Below are 25,364 nucleotides of genomic sequence, written 5' to 3'. Positions count from 1 at the left end.
GCCGGCGAACGGCGGAACATCCGGGTCGCGGTGATCTCGCCGTGGACGGCCCCGTCCTCCGCGGTGGGCTGCGGAAGGCCCGGGCGCAGATGCTCCTCCACGCTGATGTACTTCAGCCCCGCCCGCAGGTCCGCGTCGTTGCGCAACCGGATGACCAGGGGGAACTCCGCGAGCGCGGTCGTGTCGAACAGACCGGTCGTGTACAGCAGCTGGACGCCGAGGGCGTCCGAGACGGCCCGCTGCAGTTCGAGGAGGTACGTGGCGTTGGCGCGGCCGATCGGGTTGTCCAGGAACAGCGTGCCCGCGTGACGGTGCTTGTCGCGACCTCGGTCGTTCGAGCGCAGCGCGGCCATCGTGCAGTACAGCGCGATGGCGGCGGTGAGGAGCTGGCCGCCGGAGAAGACGTCGCCCATCTGCCCGACCGGAACCCGCTCGGCCCGCAGCACGGCGTCCGGCTTGAGGATCTCCACCGCGATGCCCCGTGGTTCGAGCGCCGCCTGAACGCCGCGCAGGAGCAGGGACATGCCGTCGCGGCGCAGGTCGGAGTTCTTCTTGACGGCGGCGCGGGTCGCCTCGTCGATGACCTCGCCCAGCCGCTCGGCGAGGGTGGCCTGGTCCGGCTCCTCGAAGCGGATGCGCAGGAACTCCTGGCCCGACCACTCGCCGAGCCCCTCGGGCAGCCGGGACAGCCGCTGCGCGGAGCGGAGCGTGGTCAGCGCGGACTCCACCAGACCGCGCAGCCGGTCGACGATCGAGTCGCGGTTGCGCTCCAGCTGCTCCAGTTCGTCGGTGAGGACTCGCAGCCGGGGCGCGAAGGCCTCGGCCCACTTCGCGGCGTGCTCGGGGAGCGCGGCCGCGGGCAGTTCGCGGATCTGCTGGCGGGCGGGGGTGCGGACCTGCTCGTAACGCGTCGAGTTGGCGTGCCGGACGAGGATGTCGCTCGCCTCCCGGACGGCCGCGTCGGCCGCGGAGAGCTCGGCGGAGCAGGATCGCAGCGAACGGCGGGCCTCGGCGGCGGTCTGCCGGGCCTCCTCCAGCGTGCCGGGGTACGTCTCGGGCCCGTCCTCGTCGTCCTCCGTGTGGTCACGGAGGAGGTCGCGCAGGAGTCCCGCGGTCTCGTCGAAGCCGCTCGCGGCGTCCTCGGCGGCGCGGTGGGCACGCAGGAGGCTCGCGTGCGCGGTGCGCGCCGCCTCCAGGGCGTCGCTGCGGGAGGCCAGTTCGGTGGTGGCGGTACGGAGCAGGGTCTGCGCCTGCTCGGCGTCGGCGGGGACCAGCTCGTCGGGGAGCTCGGTGTGCGCCGTGCCGTCCTCGGGGGCCAGCCGCTCGGCCTCGCCACGCAGTCGGCCGAGCTTCTCGCTCGCCTCGGAGGCGCGGGTCTCCAGCATCTGGACCAGGGCCTCGGCACGTGCGGCGGCGGCCTGGCGGGACGGGCCGTCGGCGCCGTCGGTCGATTCCAGGAGCTGCTCGGCGCGGCTGCGGACCTTGTTGGTCAGGCGGTCCAGCTCGGCGAGCGCCGCCGACTCGTCGCTCTCCGCGCGCGCCTGCTCGGCGCGGAGGTCCGCGCCGACACCCACCTTCTCGTACAGCTGGGACGCGGCGCGGTACGCCTCGCGGAGGGTGGGGAGCGCGGTGCGCGGCGCGGCCGGGTCCTCCTCGGGGAGCTGGTCGGGTGCGCCGGCGATCTCGGCGCGCTCGGCGCGCAGGGCGCGGGCGGTGCGGTGGGCGTCGTCGGCGGCACGCTGGGCGGCCCTGCGGTCCTCGTCGGCGGCGCGGGCGCGCTCCAGGCAGGTCTGGGCGCGGGCCTCGGACTCGGTGGCGTCGTCGGCCAGTTCGCGGAGCTTGGCCTGCCAGGCGGAGCGCTCGCGCAGGCGGAACGCAAGGCCCGCGAGGGCGTCGGCGGCGCGGCGGGCACGCTGGGCGGCTTCCTGGCGCTCGTCCCGTACGCGGGCGGCGTCGGCGGCGGCCTCGTCGGCCTCGGCCCGTACCGTACGGGCTTCGGCGAGGGTCTCCGCCGCGGTCTCGGCGGTCTCGCGGGCGGTGGCGGCGACGGCGGCCAGCTCGGCGAGCATGCCGGGCGGGCAGTCGGCCCGCCAGGAGCCGATCCGGGCGGCGAGGGAGCGGTCGCCGGTGAGCCGGGCGGCCAGGTGACGGATCTCCTCGTCGCGCGCGGCGGCGCGGGCGCGCAGGGTGTGCCGCTCCTCGTCTGCGGCGTGCTCGTCGTGCATGGCCGGGTTCGGCGGGACGAGGAAGACACCCTGGTCCTCGCCGGACTCCGCACTCGGTACGGGGGCGAGCAGCGCGGCGGCCGTGCCGACGGCGACGGTGGAACGCGGCAGCAGGGCGGCCGTGCTGAGCACCTCGCGGGCGCGGGTGTACGAGACGGGGTCGGTGATCACGACGCCGTCGACCAGCTCGGGGCGGGCGGCGAGGACGGCCGCGTGGTCGGCGGGGTCGACGGCCTGGGCGAGGTAGCGCCAGCCGGGGAGGGCGGGGACGCCGTGCTCACCGAGGTACTCGACGGTGGCCAGGACGTCCGGGCCGGGCGGAAGGAGTCCGCCGTCGCCGAGCGCGCCGAGGATGCGGGAGTCGTCGGCGGCCGCGGTGCGCAGGTCGAAGAGCTGGCGTTCCGCGGAGGCGATGGACTGGTCGAGGAGGCTGCGCAGTTCGTCGGCGTTCCGGTCGAACTCGGTGACGGTGAGCGGGCCGTGGTCCGCCACCGGGCCGGTCGCGTCGACGGGACCGGAGGCGGCGCCCGGGGCGGTGTCCCCGTCCGGGTCCTGTCCGGGATCGCCGCGACCGTCAGAGGCCTGCGAGCCCCCGGGGGCCGGGCCGTCGGGGGCCGAGGCCGTGCCGGTCTCCCCCGCGCGGGAGGCCGTGCCGGTCTCCCCCGCGCGCTGGCCCGGCAGCGGGGACGTCGGCCGGGGCGGCAGGCTCAGGAGCTCGGCGAGGCGGTCGTCGCTCGCGAGGGACTCGGCGGCGCGGCGCTCGGCGTCGTAGGCGTTCTCGGCGGCCTCGGCGGCGTCCGTGGCACGGGCCGCGGCAAGCTCGGCGCGGGACTCGGCGGCGGCGGCCTCGCGGGCGCGGTCGGCCGCGGCGCGGGCGGCGTCGCGGGCCGCGTCCCAGGCGGCGACCGTGGTCTTCTCGGCGTCGCTCGCGGCGAGGGCCGCGCGGGCCGGGTCCGCGTCCGGGGCGGTGTCGTCGAGCCAGCCGGCCCGTACCGCCTCGGCGGTCTCCTGCTCGACCTCGGCGAGGCGCTGGCGGAGGTGTCCGGCCTCGCTGCGGGCGCGCTGGGCCTCGGTGGCGGCGGCGGTGGCGTCGCGGTGGGCGGTCTCGCCGGTCTCCTGGAGGGTCGCCGAGCGCTCCTCCTCCTCGGCGGCGTGGCGCTCGCCGTCCTCCGCGGCGGCGTGCAGGGCTCGTACGAGATCGGCGGCGGCCTTGGCGCGGGCGGCGAGGGCGGGGGCGGCGTCGCGCTCGGCCTCGCGGATGGCGGCGGCCACGCGCGCGGAGCGGTCGCCCGCCGCCCGGTGCCGGAGCACGGCCTCGGCGGCCTGCCAGGCGGAGTGCAGCGTACGGGCGTCGGTGAGCTCGCGCCGCTGGGAGGCGGCGCCCTTCTCGGCGACGGTCAGGGCCAGGGAGGCGTGCCGGTAGGCCAGTTCTGCCGCGACGAGGGAGCTGCGGCCACGGCCCGTCTCGGCCTCGGAGACGGCATGGGCCGCCGAGGTGACCTGCTGGGCGAGTTCGGCGGAGCGGGAGCGCTCCTCGGTGGCGCGCGCGGAGAGCCGGCGGGCGAGCGTACGGGTGCGGCGCTCGGCCCCGGCATGCACGTCACGCGCGCGTGCCCGGGTCTCGGCGGCCTCCACGATGCGGCCGAGGAGGTCGACGGAACCGGCGGTGAAGTCCCGTTCCGCGGTGAGTTCGGCGCGCCGTCCGAGCTTGTTGCCGAAGCCGCTGACGAGGTCGGCCAGCCCGTCGGTGTCACGGGTGTCCGTGACGGCCCGCAGGAGCAGGTCGGTGAAGTCGGAGTCCTTCTTGACCGCGAAGAGGCCGGCGGCCTCGCCCTCGTCGGCGTTCATCTCGCGCTGGTAGCGGAAGAGTTCGGGGTCGAGGCCCAGGTCGCCGAGGTGTTCGTTCCAGCGGTCGTGGATCTCCTCCCAGTAGACCTCCAGATGCGGGTACGCCTTGCCCGCGTCCGTGAGGGCGTCCCGGAAGCCCTTCATGGTGCGGCGGCGGCCCTGGGCGCCGGAGGCGCCCTCGACCGGCGGGCGGACGGACGTGGCCTCGGCGACGGGCAGGTTGTCGAGGCTGAGGCCCGGGCCGGGGCGGAAGGAGTACCAGGCCTCGGCGAACTTCCGCGGGTCGTTGGAGACCTGGCGCCCGCGCCACTCGCTGGCCTTGCCGACGACGACCAGCTCGCCGGTGAGGGTGTGCTGCCACTCCAGGGCGACATGGCCGCAGTCGTCGGCGAGGAGGAACTTGCGCAGCACGCCGGAGCTGGCGCCGCCGAGGGTGTTGCGGTGGCCGGGGAGCATGACCGAGAAGATCAGCTTGAGGAGTACGGACTTGCCGCCGCCGTTCTCCAGGAAGAGCACGCCCGCGGGAGCGGGGCGGCGCGGCGGGCCGACCGGCTCCTCCTCGAAGAACTCCGCCTGGGTGGGGGCGGGGTGGGGCACGGGTGCGCCGACTCCGCGCAGGTCCAGGACGGTGTCGGCGTAACGCGCACCGGCGGGACCGATGGAGTAGAGGCGGACCCGGGACAACTCGTACATGGCGGCGGACTCTCGTCGACTGGTTCTGTGATTACGCGGGGCGGTTACGCATGGAACGGGAGGCCGGCGTCGGCGGCGAGCTCCAGGTCGTCGCCGTCGGGCGGCGGCAGGAGGGTCGCGGAGCCGTCGCTGACCGGGACGACGCCGAGGTCGAGCAGCTCGGCCATGGCGGCGCTGCCGGCCATGTCGCGGACCTGGAGCTGGTAGCGGGCGGTGGTGCGGTAGGCGCCGCCCGCGTCGTCGCCGGTGCGCTGCAGGAAGCCCGAGTCGGTGAGGAAGGCGACGGCCTTGCCGACGATGCCGGTGGTGGAGCCCGCGAGGCGGCGGGCGTCCTTGGTGGCGCCGGTGGAGCTGCGGCGGGCGTAGATCCGCCAGGCGGCCTCCAGGCCGGGGGCGTCGGAGGCGGGGTCGGTGTTCTCGCCCTGCTGCTCGGCGCGCTCCTCGAGGCGGCGGCAGGCCTGGCGTACGAACGCGTCGACGCCGTTCACGGTGAGGCGGCCGATGTACCCGTCGTCGGCGAGGTCCTCGGGCCGAGGGAACGCCATGGCGGCGACGGCGAGGTGGGCGAGGCCGTGCAGGAAGCGGTCGGCGGAGTCGGTGGAGGCGCGGCGGGCGTAGTCGCCCATGCGGACGGCGAAGACGGAGTCCTCACCGGCGGTGACGGCCATGCCCGCGCGCGGGGAGACCTCCAGGACGACGAGTCCGAGTCCGGTCGCGACGGCGTCGGCGAGGCGCGCGAAGGCGGGGTCCTCGCGGTAGCGCCGGAGCAGCTCGGTGTACTCGGCGTCGCGGGCGGGCAGCAGCTTGGGCTGCAGTCCGAACGACACGAGCCGCGCGGCGTCGGCCGCGTCGGCGGGCGTGACGGGCGCGGCGGCGGCGTGCGGTGCGGCTGCGTGCGGTGCGGTGGGGCTGTGCGGTGCGGCGGCGGTGTGCGGGGGCTCCGGCTCGCTCCACGCGTCGGCGTGCTCGGCGTGGTGTTCGCTCACGGCTGGGGCTCCTCGGGAGGGCTGGTGGTCGGTGGTGCGGTGGGTTCGGGGCGGGGCAGCGGGAGGCGGACCGGTGTCACGCTCACGGCGCGCCGCCGGGGCGGGGTCTGGGCGCCGGCCTCGGGCGCACGGGCCGGGGCGAGTCGGACGGCGCGCACGTACGGGGCGGGGCTCCGCCGGCCGGGCACGACTGGGCGCGCCGGTGCGGGGGCCGAGGCGGAGGCAGGGGCCTTGGCCGGTACCGGCGCAGGTGCCGCCGGTTCCGCAGCGGAGGCTGGCGCCGGAGCCGGTGCTGCGGCGGCTGCGGGGGCGGGCGCCGGTGCCGCGCCCTCGACGGACGCAGCGGTTTCGGCGGGGGGCGTGGCCGCGGGGGGCTCCGCCTCGGCCTCCGCTTCCACCGCCGCGGGGCCCTCCGCCATCGGCACGCCCTCGGGACGCGCCGGCGGGACCGGCGGCGGCTCGGGCACGCCGTCGGGCGTGGCGTCCGGCAGTGCGCCGGACACGGCGTCGGGCGTCGCCTGGTCCGTGGTCATGAGGCCTCCGTGCGGTCCGCTGCCATGCCCAGCGCGTCCAGGAGCGCTGTGCCCACTATCAGGTCGGCGCCGCCGAACTCCGGGTCGTCGAGCTGCGTGCCGTCGTCGACGGCGAAGAGCAGGCGCTCCTCACCCTGGCGGTACGCCGTTCCGACCGGCGGGCTCGCCGCGTGGACGGCGAGCAGGGCGACCAGGTAGGGGAGGTCCGGGTCGCGCAGGCGGGCCTCGGCGAGCAGCCCGGAGAGCCGGCGCGGGGCGTCGTGCTCGAGGTCGAGCAGCTCCATGGCGCTCGCCAGCTGCTCCTCGCTGAAGCGGCTGTCGTCGGGCGTGGCGATCAGGTCCGGCTCGGGCATCTCCGCGCCGAGGTGCTCACGCTCGACGGGCGGGGTGAGGAGCATCTCGACCAGGTCGCCCACGCGCACCGAGGCCGGGGTGCGCAGCCCTGTGCCGCGCGCGAAGAACGCGTCCGTCACCTTGGTCGCCTGCTCGACGGGCAGCGGCAGGATCGGCGCGACGAGCTGTCCGTACAGGTCTATGCCGGTGTACGAGGTGGGGGCGGCGAACGCCTGCCGGTCCTGCTCCGCCCGGAAGAGCGGGCCCGCCTCCAGGAGGCGGGACTGGAGCTGGGTATGGCGACGGATGCAGTCCTTGACGATGTCGACGAGCTCGGCGGCGCGGCGCTTGTGCTCCGGCTCCTCGGCCTCGTCTCGGGCCTTGCGGATGTTGGTGAGGATCGCGTTCTCGTGGCGGTAGCGGTCGGCGACGTGATCGAGCGCCTCGGCGATCATGTCCGGGACGGCCTGCAGCCAGTCCACCGCGCGGACGTTGCGGCGGGTCGCCTCCAGGGTCTTGCGGAGGGTCTCGGCGTACTGCACGGTCCGGTACCGCGCCTGCTCGGCGGCGAGCTGGGCGTCGGCGAGCCTGCCGCGGCTGATCAGGACCTCCAGCTTGACCTCGGCGGCGATCTGGGCGCTGGTGACGTCGGTGTCGAGGGCGCCGACCAGGACGTTGACCGCCTCGTCCGTCGTACGGAGGTAGACCCCGCCGCCGTAGCCGGGGACCTCTTCGATCAGCTTGAAGTCGTAGTCGCGGCGGATGTAGACGCCGTCGGCGCCGAACGTGCCGTACACCGCCCGGAAGCCGCGGTCCACGCTGCCGACGTTGATCAGGTTCTCCAGGACCCAGCGGGCAACGCGCTCGTGCTCGGCGGCGGGGCGGGTGGGGGCCTGGGCGGCGACGCGGGGCAGGAGGCGGGCGACGATCTGCTCATGGTCGGCGCCCGTGTCGAAGTCCATGTTGAGTGTGACGAGGTCGATGGCGGCGAGGGCGACCTCGGCCATCGCGTAGACCGAGTACTCGCCGGCGAGGTTCGCCTTGCGGGTGTCCAGGTCGTGCAGCGGGGCTGTGCACGCGAGCGCGCGAAGCCGCCGCGCGAGCCCTTCGTCGGCGGCCGGGCCCTGCGCGGGCCGCGGCCCCGCGCTGAGCTGGGGCGGAACGAAGTCCGTCGAGGCAGGCGAAGTCACGGTGCACAGATTAGGTCCTCGAACTGACAACGGTCGAAACGGCGCAGATGCGACCCCGCCGGGTGACGGGACATGGTAGCGCGACGGGGCCCGTCCGGGCGCCCGCCGGCCGCGCGCCGCTCAGGCCACGCGCCGCTCAGGCCCCGGGGGGCTCCGGCCGCTCGACCGCCTTCGCGTACGCGTCGACGATCCGGGTGCGGGAGTCGTCGAGGTAGCGGCCCAGCAGGCGTTCCGCCGTCGTACGGTCACCGGCGCGCAGTGCGTCCAGAATTTCCTGGTTTCGCACGAGATAAGGCTCATGGAGGCCGCGCGGGTCGTCCACGGTGTGGAAGGCGAGGCGGAGTTCGGCGAGGACGCCCCGCATCAGTTCGTCCGTGCGGGCGCTGCCGGCCAGGGCGACCAGTTCGCGGTGGAAGTGGATGTTGGCGGTGGAGACGCCCTTCCAGTCCTGCGTATTCGCCGCCTCCACGCCCTCCTCGACCGCGGCCGCGAGACCGTCCAGGGCGAACGGCGGCTCCCCGAGGCCTCGGACGACGGCGCATTCGACGAGACGGCGGGTGCGGTAGATGTCGGCGACGTCGTCGACGGCCAGGACCCGGACGAAGACGCCCCGGTTGAGCTCGTGGACGAGCAGCCGTTCATGCGTGAGCAGGCGGAACGCCTCGCGCAGCGTGTTCCGGGACACGCCGAGCGCGCCGCCGATGCTGTCCTCGGAGAGCCGGGTGCCGGGCGGGAAGAAGCCCTCGGCGATCCGGGTGCGCAGGATGTCCGCCACCCGTTCCGCCGTGCTGGTCCGTCCGAGCAGCGCCCGGTCGTCCGCGAGTTCGCCGATTCCGCCCACCGCGCCCCGATCCTTTCGCCGTCCGCGCCGAGTCAATACCAGGTCCTTCGGGGACACAAGAACGTGACGACCTACCTCTTGTCGGATCGTTGAACGATCCTCTACGTTGACGACACCGCACGGTCCTCCAGCACGTCACTCAGCACGCCTCCTCCCCCTCTGCGAGGTGCACATGAGCACGACACAGACCAAGCAGCAGACCCAGGGCGAACGGCCCGACGACACGGGCGCGTTCGCCTGGCTGCGCGCCCTCGGGCCGCGCGGCAGGCGCGCCTTCGGCGGCGCGTTCGGCGGATACGCCCTGGATTCCTACGACTTCTTCACGCTGCCGCTCTCGATGGTGGCCATCGCCGCCTACTTCAGCCTCGACAAGGGCCAGACCGGTCTGCTGACCACGGTCACCCTGGTCGTCTCGGCGATCGGCGGTGCGCTGGCCGGCATCCTGGCCGACCGCATCGGGCGCGTGAAGGCGCTGATGATCACCGTCGTGACCTACGCGCTCTTCACCGTCCTGTGCGGCTTCGCGCCCAACTACGAGACGCTGCTGCTCTTCCGCGCACTCCAGGGCCTGGGCTTCGGCGGCGAGTGGGCGGTCGGCGCGATCCTGGTCGCCGAGTACGCCTCGGCCAGGCACCGGGGCCGTACCCTCGGCGGCATCCAGAGCGCGTGGGCGGCCGGCTGGGCGCTCGCGGTGATCGTGTACACCCTCGTCTTCGCGTTCGTCGACCCCGACGTGGCCTGGCGGGTCATGTTCTGGACGGGCGCCCTGCCCGCGCTGCTCGTGGTCTACGTCCGCAGGAACGTCGAGGACGCCCCGCAGGCCGCCGAGATCCGGCGCACCGCCACCGAACGCGGTTCCTTCACCGCCATCTTCAAGCCGTCCCTGCTGCGCACGACGCTCTTCGCCGTGCTGCTCTCGACCGGCGTCCAGGGTGGCTACTACACCCTCGCCACCTGGGTCCCGACCTTCCTGAAGACCGAGCGCGGCCTGACGGTCGTCGGCACCGGCGGCTATCTGACGTTCCTGATCTCCGGGGCCTTCATCGGCTATCTGACCGGGGGCTACCTCACGGACCTGCTCGGCAGGAAGAAGAACATCGCGCTCTTCGCCGCCCTGTCGGCGCTCTCCGTCCTCGCCTACACGAACATCCCGTCCGGAGCGAACACGCTCCTCCTCGTACTCGGCTTCCCGCTCGGCTTCTGCATGTCGGCCATCTTCAGCGGGTTCGGCTCCTTCCTCGCCGAGCTGTACCCGACGGCGGTACGGGGCACGGGCCAGGGCTTCACGTACAACACCGGCCGGGCGGTGGGCGCGGTCTTCCCGACCCTGGTGGGCTTCCTCGCCGAGAGCTGGGGCGTCGGCGGCGCGCTGGTCTTCGGGGCCATCGGCTACGGCCTGGCGGTGCTCGCCCTGCTCGGGCTGCCGGAGACGCGCGGAAGGGAACTCGTATGACACCGACGGCGGCTCCCGGCCCGCGGACCACCTGAGACCAGACACAGCGCACACCGCCGTACGACCGGAAGGAAGGGACCATGACGGGGGCCTCGATCGACCTCAACGCCGACCTCGGGGAGGGCTTCGGCCGCTGGACGCTCACCGACGACGAGAAGCTGCTCTCCGTCGTCACCAGCGCCAACGTGGCCTGCGGCTTCCACGCCGGGGACGCGGTCACCATGCGCCGCGTCTGCGAGCTCGCGGCCGCGCGGGGCGTCCGGATCGGGGCCCAGGTCTCGTACCGCGATCTGGCAGGCTTCGGGCGCCGCTCGATGGACGTCCCGGCGGACGAGCTAACGGCCGAGGTCGCGTACCAGATCGGCGCGCTGGACGTCTTCGCCCGCGCCGCCGGATCGCGGGTCTCGTACGTCAAGCCCCATGGCGCGCTCTACAACCGGGTGGTGCGCGACGAGGAGCAGGCGGCGGCGGTCGTCGACGGGGTGCTGCTCGCGGGCGGCGGGCTGCCGGTCCTGGGGCTGCCCGGCTCGCGGCTCCACGAGGCCGCGGGGAAGGCGGGGCTGCCGGTGGTCGCCGAGGCCTTCGGCGACCGGGCGTACACGGCGGACGGCTCCCTGCTGCCACGGGGGCAGGAGGGGGCGGTCGTCACCGACCCGGCGGCGGTCGTCGAACGCTCGGTGTCCATGGCCCGGTCCGGGGTCGTGACCGCGCACTGCGGGACGTCGGTGGCCGTACGGGCGCGCTCGCTCTGCCTGCACGGGGACACTCCGGGCGCGGTGGATCTCGCCCGCCGGGTGCGCGCCGAGCTCGAGGCGAGCGGCATCGGGGTGGAGGCGTTCGCGTGAAGGCGCGGCGGGTGTTCCGGGTGGGTGAGCGGGCGCTGCTCGTCGAGCTGGGGAGCGGTACGGAGACGGAGGCGTTCCACGCCGAGCTGCTCCGTCGGCGCGCGGGCGGTGCGCTGCCGCCCGTACGGGAGATCGTGCCGGCGGCGCGGACGGTGCTGCTCGACGGGGTCGAAGCGCCGGACCTCCTCGCGGGCCAGTTGCGGGAGTGGACGATTCCGCCGCTCCACGCGCGCGTGGAGCGGGCCGTGGAGGTCCCGGTCCGCTACGACGGTCCCGATCTGGCCGAGGTGGCCGCGCTGTGGGGGGTGTCCGTGGAGACGGCCGTACGGATCCACTCGGCGACCGAGTTCCGGGTCGCGTTCTGTGGGTTCGCCCCCGGCTTCGGCTATCTGACCGGTCTCGGCGATCCGTACCAGGTGCCGCGCCGGGACACCCCGCGTACGAGTGTCCCGGCCGGTTCGGTGGCGCTCGCGGGGCCGTACACGGGCGTGTATCCCCGTTCCTCGCCCGGCGGCTGGCAGTTGATCGGCTCCACGGACGCGGTCCTCTGGGACGCGGGGCGTGAGCCCGCCGCGCTCCTGACGCCCGGTGCCCGGGTGCGTTTCGTGGTGGAGAGCCGGTGACCGATCGTGCTTTCGCCGTCGTACGGTCCGGAGCGCTGGCCACCGTGCAGGACCTCGGGCGGACCGGGTACGCGCATCTGGGCGTGCCCCGCTCGGGGGCGCTGGATCCGGGCGCCGCGCGGCTGGTGAACCGGCTGGTGGGCAATCCGGAGGCGGCGGCGGTCCTGGAGACCACGGTCGACGGATGCGCGGTACGGCCCCGTTGCGCGGTCACCGTCGCCGTGGGCGGCGCGCCGTGCCCGGTCACCGTCGACGGAAGGCCGGTCGCCTGGGGCACGGCGGTGCGGGTCCCGGCAGGCGCTGTGCTCGACGTCGGGCGGGCCGTCCGTGGGCTGCGCGCGTACGTCGGGTTCGGCGGCGGGATCTCCGTCGACCCCGTCCTCGGCAGCCGCTCCACCGACCTGCTGTCCGGGCTCGGCCCGGAACCGCTGGCGGACGGGACCGTGCTGCCGCTGGGGGCGGAATCGGACGTGCGGGGGTCGGTCGACGCTCCTCCGTGGCCGGGCCCGCCGGACGAACTCGTCCTGCGGGTCCGGCTCGGCCCGCGCGACGACTGGTTCACCCGTGGGGCGCTCCACACCCTGGCCACGCGCGCGCACCGGGTGTCCACCGCCTCCAACCGCATCGGCCTGCGCACCGAGGGCCCGCCCCTGGAGCGGGCGATCACCGCCGAACTCCCCAGCGAGGGCATGGTCCTGGGCGCGGTGCAGGTGCCTCCGGACGGACGTCCCGTGGTCTTCCTCGCCGACCATCCGACGACCGGCGGCTACCCGGTGATCGCGGTGGCCCGGGAGACCGACCTCGCCGCGGCGGCACAGGCTGCACCGGGGACCGTGGTCCGGTTCGTGCCGACGGGCTGATCCCCCGCGCGCCCGTTCCCACGGCGAGCCGTCAGGGTGGGGGGACGCCAGAGCGCGTCAGGGGGCCGTCAGGGTGGCGGGCCGTAGCCTCCGCCGCCGGGGGTGCGGAGGATCAGGACGTCGTCCGGGGCTACGTCGGTGGTGTCGACACCGGCGAGGTGTTCGACGGTGCCGTCGGCGCGTTCGACGAGGTTCTCGCCGCGCGTGCCCGGCTCTCCGCCGGCCATGCCGTACGGCGGGACCCGGCGGTGGCCCGTCAGCAGGGCGACCGTCATCGGTTCGAGGAAGCGGATCCGGCGTTCGGCGCCCTGCCCTCCGGGCCATCGGCCGCGTCCGCCGCTCTCCTTCCGTAGCGCGAAGGAGTCCACCCTGACCGGGTAGCGCCACTCCAGGATCTCGGGGTCGGTGAGCCGGGAGTTGGTCATGTGGGTCTGGACGGCGTCCGCGCCCTCGAAGCCGTCGCCGGCGCCCGAGCCGCTCGCCACGGTCTCGTAGTACTGCACGCGCGCGTTTCCGAAGGTGACGTTGTTCATCGTGCCCGAGCCCTCGGCCTGGACACCGAGGGCCGCGTAGAGGGCGCCGGTGACCGCCTGGGAGGTCTCCACGTTCCCGGCGACCGTCGCGGCCGGGTAGGAGGGCGCGAGCATGCAGCCGGCCGGTACACGGACTTCCAGGGGCTCCAGGCAGCCGCTGTTGAGCGGGATGTCGTCGTCGACGAGGGTGCGGAAGACGTACAGGACCGCGGCCATGACGACGGAGGTGGGCGCGTTGGCGTTGCCCTCCTGCTGTGGCGACGTGCCGGCGAAGTCGAGGACGGCGGAACGGCGTTCACGGTCGACGCGGACGGCCACCTGGATGACGGCGCCGCTGTCCGTCTCGTAGCGGTACGAGCCGTCCCGCAGCCCGGCCACGATTCGCCGTACGGACTCCTCGGCGTTGGCGCGCACGTGCCGCATGTAGGCGTGGACGACGTCCAGGCCGAACTGGTCGACCATTCTCCGCAGTTCCTCGATGCCCTTCTCGTTGGCGGCGATCTGCGCGCGGAGGTCGGCGAGGTTGGTGTCCGGGTCGCGGGAGGGGTGCGGGGCGCCGGTGAGCAGCGCCCGGGTCTCCTCCTCGCGCAGCCGCCCGTCCCGTACGAGCAGCCAGTTGTCGAAGAGGACGCCCTCCTCGTCGACGGTCCGGCTGAAGGCGGGCATGGAGCCGGGGGTGATGCCGCCGATCTCCGCGTGGTGACCGCGCGAGGCGACGAGGAAGAGCAGCCGGTCGCCGGAGTCGGCGAAGACCGGGGTCACCACGGTCACGTCCGGCAGGTGGGTGCCGCCGTGGTACGGGTCGTTGATCGCGTAGACGTCGCCTGGGCGCAGGGAGTCGCCGCCCCGCCGCAGGACCTCCTTGATGGACTCGCCCATGGAGCCCAGGTGGACGGGGATGTGGGGCGCGTTGGCGATGAGATTGCCCTCGGGGTCGAACAGGGCGCAGGAGAAGTCGAGCCGCTCCTTGATGTTGACGGAGTGGGCGGTGTTCTCCAGACGTACGCCCATCTGCTCGGCGATCGCCATGAAGAGGTTGTTGAAGACCTCCAGAAGGACGGGGTCGACGTCGGTGCCGACCGCCACGCGCGCGGGGCGGGGTGTCGCGCGGGTGAGGACGAGGTGTCCGCCGTCGCCCGCGGTGGCCTGCCAGCCCGGGTCGACGACGGTGGTGGCGTCGGCCTCGGCGAGGATCGCGGGCCCCGTGACGGTGTCGCCCGGGCGCAGGTCCTCGCGGCGGTGGAGGGGGGTGTCGGCGGCTTCACGGCCGCTGTGCATCCGTACCGTCGACCGGGGCTCGGGCTCCGCGGACCGATCCCCGGTGCGCTCCCCCGCCTCGACGGCCACGGGACCGTGCGGTCCGGCGAGCCCCACGGCCTCGACGGAGACGGCCTCGACGACCAGGGGCCGGTCCATGGTGAAGGCGTACCGGGCGCGGTGGACGGCCGTGAACGCCGCGCGCATCTCCGCCGCGGGGGCGAGGTCGACCTGCAGACTCGCGTCGGTTCCGGCGTAGCGCAGCAGCACGCGCGCGTGGGTGGTGACAGCGGAGTCGGGCAGCCCGTCGGCGCGCAGCTCCTCCGTGGTGCGCTCGGCGAGTTCGTCGCAGAGTGCCGTCACGCGCGCGTGCGTCCCCTCCGCGTCGAGTTCGGCCTCGACCGACTGCTCGCGCATGGCCGTGGCGTCGGCGAGCCCGATGCCGTACGCCGAGAGGACGCCGGCCAGCGACGGTACGAGGACGGTGTCGACGCCCAGCGCGTCGGCGACGGCGCAGGCGTGCTGGCCGCCCGCGCCTCCGAAGCTGGTGAGGGCGTAGCGCGTGACGTCGTGGCCGCGCTGGACGGAGATCTTCTTGACCGCGTTGGCCATGTTGAGGACGGCGATCTCCAGGAAGCCGGCGGCCACCTCCTCGGGGGTGCGGCCGCCTCCGATCTCCTGGGCGAGGGCGGTGAACTTCTCCCGTACGACGGTGTCGTCCAGTCGCTGGTCGCCGTCGGGTCCGAAGACGGCGGGGAAGTGGGCGGGCTGGACGCGGCCGAGCATCACGTTGGCGTCGGTGACGGTCAGGGGGCCGCCGCGGCGGTAACAGGCGGGGCCGGGGACGGCGCCCGCGGAGTCGGGACCGACCCGGTAGCGCTGTCCGTCGTAGTGCAGGACGGAGCCGCCGCCCGCGGCGACGGTGTGGATGTTCATCATCGGCGCGCGCATCCGTACACCCGCGACCTGTGTACCCAGTTCACGCTCGAACTCGCCTGCGAAATGCGACACATCGGTGGAGGTGCCGCCCATGTCGAAGCCGATGACCCGGTCGAACCCCGCCTGTCCGGCCGTGCGGGCCATGCCGACGACGCCGCCTGCGGGGCCGGACAGGACGGCGTCCTTGCCGCGGAAGTGGGCGGCCTCGCGCAGCCCTCCGTTGGACTGCATGAACATCAGCCGGATGCCGGCGAGTTCGCGGGCCACCTCGTCGACGTAGCGGCGCAGGATCGGGGAGAGGTAGGCGTCGACGACGGTGGTGTCGCCGCGCGGCACGAGCTTGATGAGCGGGCTGACCTCGTGGGAGCAGCTGACCTGGGTGAAGCCGAGCGCACGGGCGCGGTCGGCGATCCGGCGCTCGTGGTCGGGGCTGCGGTAGCCGTGCATGAGGACGACGGCGGCGGAGCGGTAGCCGTCGCGGTGGGCGGACCGCAGCTCCTCGGCGACGGCGTCCTCGTCGAGCGGCCGCACCACCCGGCCCTGGGCGTCGACCCGCTCGGGGACCTCGACGACGCGCTCGTAGACGGCTTCGGGGAGCACGATGCGGCGGTCGAAGAGCCGGGGCCGGTTCTGGTAGGCGATCCGCAGGGCATCGCGGAAGCCCTGGGTGACGAGGAGGACGGTCGGCTCGCCGCGCCGCTCCAGGAGCGCGTTGGTGGCGACGGTCGTCCCCATCTTCACGACGGCGATCCGGTCGGCCGGCACGGGCTCGTCGGGGCCGAGTCCGAGGAGGAGACGGATTCCGGCGACGGCCGCGTCGTGGGGGCGGGCGGGGTCGTGGGAGAGGATCTTGCGGGTGACCAGTCGCCCGTCGGGCCGCCGGCCCACGACGTCGGTGAACGTGCCGCCACGGTCGATCCAGAACTCCCAGCGCCCTGTCATTCCCCCATTGTGACCACCGGCGCGTCCAGGGACACGGCCGCGAGCGCGGCTGCGAGGGCGTGTTCTGCCCGCAGGTCGAGCCGGACGTCGGTGCCGCCCGCCCGGTGCCGCAGCTCGGAGCCCGCCAGGTGCAGGAGCTGTGGCAGGAGGTCGTGGCAGCGCCGCACCAACCATCCGGTGCCGGCGCTGGCGAGCCAGACCAGTGCCTCCGTACGGGTGGGTGGCGGCTGTTCGGGATCGGGCGAGGGCGCCGTGCCGTGGGCCAGGCCCCGCGCGGCGAGGAGCGCGTGGAACCGCGCGGCGATCGCCCGGTGGCCGCGCTCGCCGGGGTGGAGCCGGTCGGAGCTCCACAGGGCCCGGTCGTCGGTCCAGGCGCGGTCGGCGAGATGGAGGTGGACGGCGTCGTGGCGGGCGGAGAGGGCGTGGACGAGCGTGTTGACGGCCTTCTGGCGCCGGGCGAGCGGGCGGGCGAGCGGCGGCGGGAGGCCGAGCATCCGGCCGGGGTCGGGCAGGCAGGCGGTGAGGAGGACGGCGCCGCTCGCGCCGAGGTCCGCGCAGACCCGGTCGAGCCGGCGGGCGAGCTGTTCGATGTCGAAGGTGCGGCGCAGGGTGTCGTTGACGCCGACGACGACGGAGGCGAGGTGGGGGCGGAACGCCACGGCCTCGGGTGACTGCTGTTCGGCGACCTCTCGGCTCTGGGCGCCGCTGACCGCGAGGTTACGGAATTCCAGGTGCTGCCCGGGTCCGGCGAGCCCGGCGGCGAGCAGGGCGGCCCAGCCGCGCCAGGTGCCGTCGACGCGGTCGCCGACTCCCTCGCTTAGGGAGTCCCCGAGGACGGCGAAGCGGAGCGGTGCGGGCGGCACCGGAGGGGTCCCGGCGGCGCGACGGGGCGTGGGGATGGCGTTCACGCGGGGGTGGCCGATCCGGGGCAGGAGAGCGGTGCCCGCCTCGGATATCGGATCCGATACCGGAGCGACTGGATCCAATGTCGAGGTGATCGGATCCGACGCCGGAACGATTGGATCCGATATCCAGGCGGCGGGATCCGAGGTCCGGGCAGCGGAATCCGACGCCTCGGGGATCGGATCCGATGTCCGCGCGGCGTCCGAGGCCGGCGCGCCCGGCTCCGCCGGCCCGCCCCAGCACTCCGGACTGTCCGCCGCCGCAGGGGGTGCGGTCGTCATGTCCGCACCCCCTGCGGCGGGACGCGGATCGCGGCCGGGGCAGCGTCGTGGGCGTCGAGGAACGCGGCGATGGAGCGGTCCCAGCCGAAGAGTTCGGCACGCGCGCGTGCCGCCGCGCGGCGGGGCGGCTCCGGACGGTCGAGCACCGAGCGGACGGCCTCCGCGAAGGAGGCCGCGTCGTCCGTGGCACAGGCACCCGCGTCGCGGGCGCCTTGGTCCCCTCCTGGGACGGTGCCGTCCCGAGGCCGGTGGGGCCTGCGTATCCCGTCGGCCGGCTGCCGCCAGAGGGGCCCGCGTGCCCTGCCTGCGACCCCGCCGGGGACCGTCGTCGTCCACCCTGCACAGGGCCCCGCGAGCCGGGCCCTGGCGCCCAGGGCGCCGGGACCGCGGTCCGCCCCTGAGGCCGAGGTCCGGCGGCTCCGGGGCCCGGGGTCGTACCCGAGGCTCGGACCGGACCCGAGGCTCGGACCGGACCCGAGACCCGGCGCCGGCCCCGAAGCCCGGAGGCCCGACCCGCCCCCGTCGCCGTACGCCGGGCCCGACTCCGGACCGGGATCAGACCTGGAGGTCCGGGCCTATCCGGTTGCGGACCGCCGTCTGGACCTCGGCCTCCTCGGCCGGGTCGAAGGCGAGCCGCCGCAGTCGCTCCGCGACGCGGACGTCGCCGGTCTCGGCGTGCAGCGCCGCGACCTCGCGCGTGGTCTCCTCGCAGTCCCAGAGGCATTCGACGGCGAAGCCCGTCGGGAAGGTCGGGTCGGTGGCCGCGAGGGCGCGGGCGGTTCGGCCCCGGAGCTGGGAGGAGGCCGTCTCCCGGTAGACGTGACGCAGTACGGGCGCGGCGCAGGCGATGCCGAGGCGCCCGGCGCCGTCGACCAGCGTGTAGAGGGCGGTCGCGTCCGGACCCGCGGACCGGACGGTCTCGCGCAGGGCTCCGAGCACGAGCGTGGCGTCCTCGGCCCCGCCCCGGCAGGCGAGGACGCCCGCGGCGGCGGTGCCGAGCGCGTCGGGCCGGTGGACCCAGCCGCGGGCACGGTCGACGGCGGCCTCGCCGCACATCCGCTCGAAGGCGGCGACGGCGGCCTCGGAGACCGTACGGGAGTCGCTGCCGGCCGCGGCCTCGATCAGGTCGAGGACGGCGGGATCGCGAGACTCGGCGAGGTAGTGAAGGGCGGCGCAACGCGCCCCGTCGGGTCCGCTGCGGGCGGCCTCGACGATCAGCGGCCGGTCCTCGGGGCCCGCGACGGCGGTGAGACAGCGGGCGGCGGGCCCGTGCAGCACGGCACCGCGCTCCAGGCCTTCCTGGGCCCAGTCGAAGACCGCCTGGACGCTCCACCCCGGACGGGGCCCGCTCGGCCGCATCTGGCGCTGCCAGCGGTCGAAGGAGCCTCGTTCCTGGGCGGCCCTGACCCGGGCGCCGACGGCGTCGCGCCGGTCCTCGGCCCACAGCCGCCACGGGCGGGGCTCGAAGGCGTCCCGTACGGCGCTCGACAGATCGGCGTCGCCCTCCGGACCGGCCGGGAAGCGGGCGAGGACGGACAGGGCGAGGGAGCGAAGGCCCGCGTCGTCGTCGCGCAGGGCGAGCTCGTCGAGGGCCCACGCCCAGTTGGTACCGGTCGCGGCGTACCGCCGGAGCAGCACCAGCGCGTCCTGGCGGCCGTAGGAGGCGAGGTGCCCGAGGACGGCGAGCGCGAGCCCGGTCCGGTTCTCCTCGGTGTCGATGTGGTCCTCGGCGCCGAAGAGGTGGGCCTCGATCTCCTCGAGCCCGCCGGCGAGGTCGAGGTAGAGCCGTGCGTAGTAGAGGGACCGGTTCTCGACCTGCCAGTCGTGGCGGGGGTCGCTGAGAACACAGTGGTTGAGGGCCGCGAGGGCCTCGGCACGGGGGGCGGCGAGCGCGTGCAGGGTGCCGTCGCCGCGGCCCCTCTGCAGCAGGCCGAGCAGGGTACCGCTCGGCGCTATGACTGGATCGAACATGGAAGACGCCTCACATCAAGCTGTCGACACGACCGGAAGTACGGGGCACTGGTGATCGCCTAGGCCGCGCAGCAACATGTCGAGCCGCCCGTGTTCCTTCGCTTGGTGTTGACCATCTTCCTCTGCCTCTCGTCGGTGGCCCCTTGCGGGCCCGATGTCATGATGACCCAGCCATTTCGCCACCGCGACCACATTTACGACACCGCTCTCACCTGGGGTTCAGTGTCCGTTCACCCGGATCTCGCCCCGATCTCCACCGGGACCTCACCGGGCGCCGAACAGCTCCAGGAGTTCTGCCTTCCCAAACATCCGAGCAGTATCCACGGCAGACGGAGTCCCCGCTTCCGGATTTGCGCCGCCGGCCAGCAGCGCGCGGACCACGGCGTCCTCTCCCTTGAAGACCGCGCCCGCGAGCGGGGTCTGTCCGCGGTCGTTCGCGCGGTCGCCGTCGGCGCCCCGTGCCAGCAGGGCGGTGACCGCGTCGGCGTGCCCGTGGTAGGCGGCGAGCATGACCAGCGAGTCGCCCCGGTCGTTGGTGAGGTTCGCGGGGACACCCGCGTCGACGTAGGCGGCCAGCGCCTCGGCGTCCCCTGTGCGCGCCAGGTCGAAGACCTTGCTCGCCAGCTCGACGACCTCGGGGTCCGGAGTCTCGCTCATCGGACGATCCCGCCTCTCTCTCCACGGAACGGTGACGCCCGCACGGCATCCGCCGCCGTACGAGTGAATCGACAGGGTACTGCCCGTCCGGCGACATGACGCGGAGCGTCCACGGCAAAGATCACCGCAGCTCATCCGGGACGCGAGCGCCTCCCGCGCTAGCGCGCCGGGCGCGTTTCGCCACCCGGGCGACACCTCCGCATCCGCCAGTCAAGTGAAATCGCCCCACATTCACCCATATGCACCTTTAATCGCATAGATACTTGCTGTGAACCTGGAAGGACTCATGGTGACTGTCCCCTCAACCAGGAGAACACCTCATGATCCTGTCCATCTCAGGCGTGGTCCTGCTCGGCATCATCTGCTTCCTGTTCTTCAAGAAGGACGGGATGAAGGCGTCCCACGCCCTCGTCAGCGCGCTGTTCGGCTTCTACCTCGCGGGCACGGCCATCGCCCCGAGCATCACCGCAGGCGGCCAGAGCCTCGCCAGCCTCTTGGGCGGGATCAAGTTCTGACGCCCGACAGTCCCTTCCACAACTCCAGGAGTACGACGTGGCCCGGCGACCACTCCCCCGCATTCTGAGCAGCGGCAGCGACCGGATCGCTCGCAGTCGAGAGATCGCGCGCACGGCCGCCGACAGCGCCACCGATGTGCTCCATCCGCTGATCACGATCTCTCGTGGTCTGCGGAGGCTGGCCGCGACCGCGCGTGCCAGGTGGGCCGCGACCCCCAAGGAGCGGCGCGGTCCCACGCTGCTCCTGGTCGCGGCCTGCGTCCTCGTCGTCGCGCTCGTCCCGTACGGCCCGCTGCTCGCCCTCGTCACGGTGATGGGGGCGGCCGCGTGGACGGGCCGTGAGCGCCCGGTCGTCAAGACCGGGCCCGACGACTCGGAGATCGAACGTCTCAAGGGCCTCTACGAGGCCCTGGTGCCCTACTTCTCGGTCCCCGAGGACCCCGCTCCCCTCTTCGCCCACGGGGGCGACTGGAGCGGCGCCTTCGGGGACCACGCCTTCGACGAGAGCGGGCGCCTGACGCGACTGCGGATCAGGTACCCCGCGTACTTCACCGACGGCGAGGCCGCGTCGCGCGCCCGGATCGAGCAGCTGCTGCACGCCAAGTCGGGGCGCGGCCGCGAGTACCTCTTCGACTGGGACGAGGAGGGCAACCAGCTCGTCATGAGCGTGCTGTCCGCCCTGCCCACGACGATCGCCGCCCAGCGGTTCGTCACCGTGCCCGGCGAGACCGTCCTCGGCTTCACCGACGCCGACGCCGTGCAGCGGACCGTGCCGGTCCTCGCCGCCGACGGGGAGGAGGACGCGCCCTCCGTGATCTGGCGGACGGGTCCGCGCTCCACCGAGCCGCACCTGCTCGCCGTCGGCCAGCCCGGCAGCGGCACGACGTCCCTGCTGCGCTCCGTCGCCCTGCAGGCCCTGCCTCACGGCGACGTCCTGATCGTCGAGGGCAGCGGCACCGGCGAGTACGCCTGTCTGACCGGCCGCACCGGTGTCCTGGCCGTCGAGTGCGGTCTCGCGGGCGCGCTGGCGAGCCTGGAGTGGGCGGCGCACGAGACGGAGCGGCGGCTCATCGCGGCGAACCGGGCCCGGCAGGCGGGCCGCCCGGCCCCCGACGACACCCGGCGCCCGCTGTGGATCCTGCTCGACCGGCCGAGCATCCTCGGTCACCTGGCGGCGGCCGACGGGCGGCCCGACCCCCAGGAGCTCCTCCAGGTGCCGCTGCGGCACGGACGGGCCGCGCAGGTCACGGTGGTGGTGGCCGAGCAGTTCGACAGCGTGGACACGCTGAGCGAGACGGTACGGACGCACACCCGCGCCCGGGTCGTGCTCGGCCCCGCGTCGCCCGAGCAGATCGAGTGGGTCCTCGGCACCACCCCCCACACCACGCCGGTCCCGGTCGTCCCCCCGGGCCGCGGCTACGCCCGCCTCGGCACGGGGCCGGTCCTGCGGCTTCAGGTGCCGGCGACGCCCGACCCGTACGACGACGCGACGAGCGAGACGCACCGCCAGGCCGTCCTGGCGCTCCTGCCGGAACGCCTGGACGCGACGGCGACGGCGGTCCCGGCGGCCCCCGGCTCGGCGCCGGAACCGCAGTCGGAGCCGGCGCACGAACCGGCGTCCACGACGAAGCCGTCGACCCCGGGGCCCGCCCTCGACCTCGGCCCGGCGCCGAGCCCGGTCCCGGCCGAGGGCTGACCGCACACCGGGCCCCTGAGGGCGTCACGGTTCCGCTGGGGCGGTGGGGGTCTCCCACCGCCCCAGCGGTACGAGTGCCCCACGCGCGGGCGCCCCCAGGCGGGCAGGTCGCGCCATGCGGAGGCACACCGCCGCGCAGGTGGCCCCCCGTGCGGGCGCACCCACCCGCAGACGTCTCCCCCCGCTGCCGCCCCCTACGCCACGAACGCCCGGGGCTGTTCGTTGCCCGTGCCCGCGCCCGACTCCACCAGCCGGGCCGCGGCCGCCAGACGGGACGCCGCCTCCTCGGCGACCGGCCCGCCGACGGTGAACGGCAGCCGCACGTACCCTTCGAAGGCGCCGTCGACACCGAACCGCGGTCCCGAGGGGACTCGTACACCGACCCGCTCGCCGACCTCCGCGAGCCGCGAGCCGGAGAGTCCGCCCGTGCGGACCCAGAGCGTCAGGCCGCCGGCCGGGACGTCGAACTCCCACTCCGGCAGCTGCGCCCGCACGGCGGCGACCAGTGCGTCCCGGTTCTCGCGCGCCTGCGTACGGCGAATGGTGACCGCCTGCTCCCAGCCGCCCGTCCGCATCAGCCAGTTGACGCCGAGCTGCTCCAGGACGGGCGTCCCGAGGTCCGCGTAGGCCCGGGCCGCCACCAGGGAACGGATCACGTCGGGGGCGGCCCGGACCCAGCCGATCCGCATGCCGGCCCAGAACGCCTTGCTCGCGGAGCCGACCGTGAGCACGGTCGCGCCCGCCGGGTCGAAGGCGCAGACCGGCCGGGGCATCTCGGTGCGCTCGTCCAGGTACAGCTCGGACATCGTCTCGTCGACGACGAGCACCGTGCCCGCCGAGCGGGCCGCGTCCACGAGCTGCCGCCGCTGGTCCTCGTCGGCAAGCGCGCCGGTCGGGTTGTGGAAGTCGGCCACGACGTACGCGAGGCGGGGGGCCGCGTCCCGCAGCACCTGGCGCCAACGGTTGAGGTCCCAGCCCGCGAGCCCCTCGGCCATGGCCACCGGCACGAGCCGGGCGCCCGCCTCCCGCATGAGCTGGAGGATGTTGGCGTACGACGGCGACTCGACGGCGATCCGCTCGCCGCGCCCGGCGAACAGGTGGCAGATGGCGTCGATCGCACCCATTGCGCCGGTGGTGACCATGATCTGCTCGGGCATGGTCGGGATGCCGCGCTCGGTGTACCGGTCGGCGAGCATCTGCCGCAGCGCGGGCAGCCCCGCCGGATAGTCGCCATGGGTGTGGGCGTACGGCGCCAGTTCCTCCAGCGCGCCCTGGACGCTCCGCGTGAGCCAGGGCTCGGGCGCGGGCAGCGCCGCGCAGCCGAGGTCGATCATCGAGCCGAGCGACTCCGGCGGCAGCGGCTCGAGGCCGCGCGCGGGCAGCGGGTTCCCGGCCGGTACGGCGGTCCAGCTGCCGGCTCCGCGCCGGGACTCCAGGAACCCCTCCGCGCGCAGCGCCTCGTACGCGGCCGCCACCGTCGTACGGCTCACGGTCAGCGCGACCGCGAGTTCCCGCTCGGCGGGCAGCCGGGCCGCGACCGGCACCCGCCCCTCCAGAACGAGGAGGCGGATCCCGTCGGCCAGCGCGCGGTAGGCGGGCGGCTTGCGGGTGCCCGGCCCGGCCGGCCGGGGCTGCTGCGCCTGGAGCTGCCGAGCGAGCTGAGCCGGCCCGACGGCCGAGGTCCACTGAGCCATGGAATTCAGTCCACCTTCCTCGAATTGGCCATGGTTGGCATCCGATCTCCCGCCACAGAGTGACATGAGTCAGTCCACCACCACCACCACACAGGGGGCACCACTTGTCCATCGCCTCCGGCCTCCGCGGCCGGCTCACCGGCCGCCGAATGACCCGCCGGCTCACCCAGCTGTACATCGGACTGGCGCTGTACGGCTGCAGCGCGGCACTGCTGGTACGCGGTGGGCTCGGACTGGAGCCGTGGGGCGTACTCAGCCAGGGTCTCGCCGAGAAGACCGGGCTGACCATGGGCACGGTCTCGATCATCGTCGGGGCGCTCGTCCTGCTGCTGTGGATCCCGATCCGGCAGAGGCCGGGTCTCGGCACGGTCTCCAACGTCTTCGCCATCGGCCTGGCCATCGACGCCACCCTCGCGCTGGTCCCGGAAGCCCAGGGTCTCTCCGCGCGGATCGCCCTGCTCGTCCTCGGCATCGTCCTCAACGGGGCGGCGACCGGGCTGTACATCGCCGCCCGCTTCGGGCCGGGGCCGCGCGACGGTCTGATGACCGGACTGCACCGGCTCACCGGCCGTTCGATCCGCCTGGTGCGCACGGCGATCGAGATCGCCGTCGTCGCCACCGGCTTCCTGCTCGGCGGCTCGGTCGGCGTCGGCACGGTCCTCTACGCCCTGGCCATCGGCCCGCTCGCCCAGTTCTTCCTACGCCGCTTCGCCATCCCCGAGCAGGACACGAGCAGCACCGTGGTCGCCTCCGGGACACCGAAACAGGCCATACTGCGGCCGTGACTCGCGTACGCCACCCCTACCTGGACCATCCGTCCCCCATCCCGTTCGCCCACCGCGGCGGCACGGCGGACGGCCTCGAGAACACCGCGGCGGCGTTCCGCCGGGCCGCGGCGGCCGGATACCGCTACTTCGAGACCGATGTGCACACCACCGCGGACGGTGCGCTGGTCGCCTTCCACGACTCGACGCTCGACCGGGTGACGGACACCGCCGGGCGGATCCGCGACCTCCCGTGGGACGCCGTCCGCGAGGCGCGCGTCGCCGGGAAGGAGCCGCTGCCGCTCTTCGAGGAGCTGCTCGAGGAGTTCCCCGAGGCACGCTGGAACGTGGACCTCAAGGCCGAGTCCTCCCTGGTCCCGCTGGTCGAAGTGATCCGCAGGACCGGGGCGTGGGACCGGATCTGCGTCGGCTCCTTCACCGAGAGCAGGGTGGCCCGGGCGCAGCGCCTGGCCGGGCCCCGGCTCGCGACCTCCTACGGCGTCAAGGGCGTCGCCGCCCTGCGCCTGCGCTCCCTCGGCATCCCGGCGGCGCTGCGCGCGGGCGCGGTCGCCGCACAGGTCCCGGAGCGCCAGGGCGGCGTCACGGTGGTGGACCGCCGCTTCGTGCGCGAGGCCCACGCCAGGGGGCTCCAGGTCCATGTGTGGACGGTCAACGAAGCGGAGCGGATGAACTCTCTCCTCGACCTGGGAGTCGATGGCATCATGACCGATCATCTGGAGACGCTGCGCGCAGTGCTGACCGACCGGGGCGTGTGGGTCTGA

19 protein-coding genes are annotated in these 25,364 nt (G+C 74.4%); 8 read left to right on the top strand and 11 right to left on the bottom strand.

Annotated elements, in window-relative coordinates; genetic code table 11:
* The 5 genes from ACZ3IJ_RS31555 to ACZ3IJ_RS31535 form a co-directional block, all read right to left on the bottom strand.
* Positions 1-4,766, bottom strand: a 4,766-nt coding sequence (locus ACZ3IJ_RS31555) for a hypothetical protein (RefSeq protein ID WP_467473750.1), incomplete at its 3' end; no start/stop codon positions are given.
* 44 nt (positions 4,767-4,810) lie between these two features.
* A complete protein-coding gene (locus tag ACZ3IJ_RS31550; RefSeq protein WP_467473748.1) occupies positions 4,811-5,752 on the bottom strand; it encodes a hypothetical protein in 942 nt (313 codons plus the stop codon).
* Positions 5,749-6,285, bottom strand: a complete 537-nt coding sequence (locus tag ACZ3IJ_RS31545; RefSeq protein ID WP_467473746.1) for a hypothetical protein — start codon at positions 6,283-6,285, stop codon at positions 5,749-5,751. Before ACZ3IJ_RS31545 ends, ACZ3IJ_RS31550 begins: the two co-directional genes overlap by 4 nt.
* Entirely contained in the window at positions 6,282-7,808 is a 1,527-nt protein-coding gene (locus ACZ3IJ_RS31540) for a hypothetical protein (RefSeq protein ID WP_467473744.1), read from the bottom strand. The genes ACZ3IJ_RS31545 and ACZ3IJ_RS31540 overlap by 4 nt, the downstream gene beginning before the upstream one ends.
* Before the next feature lie 136 nt (positions 7,809-7,944).
* The gene (locus ACZ3IJ_RS31535; protein ID WP_467473742.1) at positions 7,945-8,649 is read right to left on the bottom strand and encodes a GntR family transcriptional regulator; all 705 of its coding nucleotides are present in this window, start codon (positions 8,647-8,649) and stop codon (positions 7,945-7,947) included.
* A 172-nt stretch (positions 8,650-8,821) separates the two neighbouring features.
* On the opposite strand from ACZ3IJ_RS31535, the gene ACZ3IJ_RS31530 reads away from it, so the two are divergent.
* From ACZ3IJ_RS31530 to ACZ3IJ_RS31515, 4 genes are all read left to right on the top strand, one after another.
* The gene (locus ACZ3IJ_RS31530) at positions 8,822-10,102 is read left to right on the top strand and encodes an MFS transporter (protein ID WP_467473740.1); all 1,281 of its coding nucleotides are present in this window, start codon (positions 8,822-8,824) and stop codon (positions 10,100-10,102) included.
* 80 nt (positions 10,103-10,182) lie between these two features.
* A complete protein-coding gene (locus ACZ3IJ_RS31525; protein WP_467473737.1) occupies positions 10,183-10,947 on the top strand; it encodes a LamB/YcsF family protein in 765 nt (254 codons plus the stop codon).
* On the top strand, positions 10,944-11,570 hold the full coding sequence (locus ACZ3IJ_RS31520; protein WP_467473735.1) for a 5-oxoprolinase subunit B family protein: 627 nt from the start codon (positions 10,944-10,946) through the stop codon (positions 11,568-11,570). Before ACZ3IJ_RS31525 ends, ACZ3IJ_RS31520 begins: the two co-directional genes overlap by 4 nt.
* Positions 11,567-12,430: a 5-oxoprolinase subunit C family protein gene (locus ACZ3IJ_RS31515; RefSeq protein WP_467473732.1), complete on the top strand. Its 864-nt coding sequence runs from the start codon at positions 11,567-11,569 to the stop codon at positions 12,428-12,430. The genes ACZ3IJ_RS31520 and ACZ3IJ_RS31515 overlap by 4 nt, the downstream gene beginning before the upstream one ends.
* Before the next feature lie 68 nt (positions 12,431-12,498).
* Here ACZ3IJ_RS31515 and ACZ3IJ_RS31510 read toward each other — a convergent pair whose 3' ends face one another.
* The 5 genes from ACZ3IJ_RS31510 to ACZ3IJ_RS31490 all read right to left on the bottom strand — a co-directional run bounded on the left by ACZ3IJ_RS31510 (position 12,499) and on the right by ACZ3IJ_RS31490 (position 19,913).
* Positions 12,499-16,101: a hydantoinase B/oxoprolinase family protein gene (locus ACZ3IJ_RS31510; RefSeq protein ID WP_467473729.1), complete on the bottom strand. Its 3,603-nt coding sequence runs from the start codon at positions 16,099-16,101 to the stop codon at positions 12,499-12,501.
* Complete coding sequence (locus ACZ3IJ_RS31505) at positions 16,098-17,000, bottom strand: SGNH/GDSL hydrolase family protein (protein ID WP_467473791.1); 903 nt, start codon at positions 16,998-17,000, stop codon at positions 16,098-16,100. The genes ACZ3IJ_RS31510 and ACZ3IJ_RS31505 overlap by 4 nt, the downstream gene beginning before the upstream one ends.
* A 281-nt stretch (positions 17,001-17,281) precedes the next feature.
* Positions 17,282-17,431 (bottom strand): hypothetical protein, encoded by a 150-nt coding sequence (locus ACZ3IJ_RS31500; RefSeq protein WP_467473727.1) that lies wholly within the window; start codon positions 17,429-17,431, stop codon positions 17,282-17,284.
* Positions 17,432-17,840: 409 nt separating this feature from the next.
* On the bottom strand, positions 17,841-19,256 hold the full coding sequence (locus ACZ3IJ_RS31495; RefSeq protein ID WP_467473725.1) for a HEAT repeat domain-containing protein: 1,416 nt from the start codon (positions 19,254-19,256) through the stop codon (positions 17,841-17,843).
* A 264-nt stretch (positions 19,257-19,520) separates the two neighbouring features.
* On the bottom strand, positions 19,521-19,913 hold the full coding sequence (locus tag ACZ3IJ_RS31490) for an ankyrin repeat domain-containing protein (protein ID WP_391799803.1): 393 nt from the start codon (positions 19,911-19,913) through the stop codon (positions 19,521-19,523).
* 320 nt (positions 19,914-20,233) lie between these two features.
* Here ACZ3IJ_RS31490 and ACZ3IJ_RS31485 point away from each other — a divergent pair, with 320 nt between their 5' ends.
* Both ACZ3IJ_RS31485 and ACZ3IJ_RS31480 read left to right on the top strand, forming a co-directional pair.
* Positions 20,234-20,428: a hypothetical protein gene (locus tag ACZ3IJ_RS31485; RefSeq protein WP_046907412.1), complete on the top strand. Its 195-nt coding sequence runs from the start codon at positions 20,234-20,236 to the stop codon at positions 20,426-20,428.
* 37 nt (positions 20,429-20,465) lie between these two features.
* On the top strand, positions 20,466-22,124 hold the full coding sequence (locus tag ACZ3IJ_RS31480) for a hypothetical protein (RefSeq protein ID WP_467473723.1): 1,659 nt from the start codon (positions 20,466-20,468) through the stop codon (positions 22,122-22,124).
* A 194-nt stretch (positions 22,125-22,318) separates the two neighbouring features.
* Here the strand turns inward: ACZ3IJ_RS31480 and ACZ3IJ_RS31475 are convergent, their stop codons facing one another.
* Entirely contained in the window at positions 22,319-23,818 is a 1,500-nt protein-coding gene (locus ACZ3IJ_RS31475) for an SCO1417 family PLP biosynthesis transcription factor (RefSeq protein WP_467473721.1), read from the bottom strand.
* A gap of 104 nt (positions 23,819-23,922) precedes the next feature.
* On the opposite strand from ACZ3IJ_RS31475, the gene yczE reads away from it, so the two are divergent.
* Together yczE and ACZ3IJ_RS31465 are read left to right on the top strand one after the other, a co-directional pair.
* Positions 23,923-24,603: a membrane protein YczE gene (yczE, locus tag ACZ3IJ_RS31470; protein ID WP_467473719.1), complete on the top strand. Its 681-nt coding sequence runs from the start codon at positions 23,923-23,925 to the stop codon at positions 24,601-24,603.
* Positions 24,600-25,364: a glycerophosphodiester phosphodiesterase family protein gene (locus ACZ3IJ_RS31465; RefSeq protein ID WP_467473717.1), complete on the top strand. Its 765-nt coding sequence runs from the start codon at positions 24,600-24,602 to the stop codon at positions 25,362-25,364. The genes yczE and ACZ3IJ_RS31465 overlap by 4 nt, the downstream gene beginning before the upstream one ends.

This window comes from Streptomyces sp. NPDC013317, from assembly GCF_055563155.1.
The sequence above is the reverse complement of the archived record's forward strand: the minus strand, read 5'-3'. Positions and strand labels throughout refer to the sequence as shown.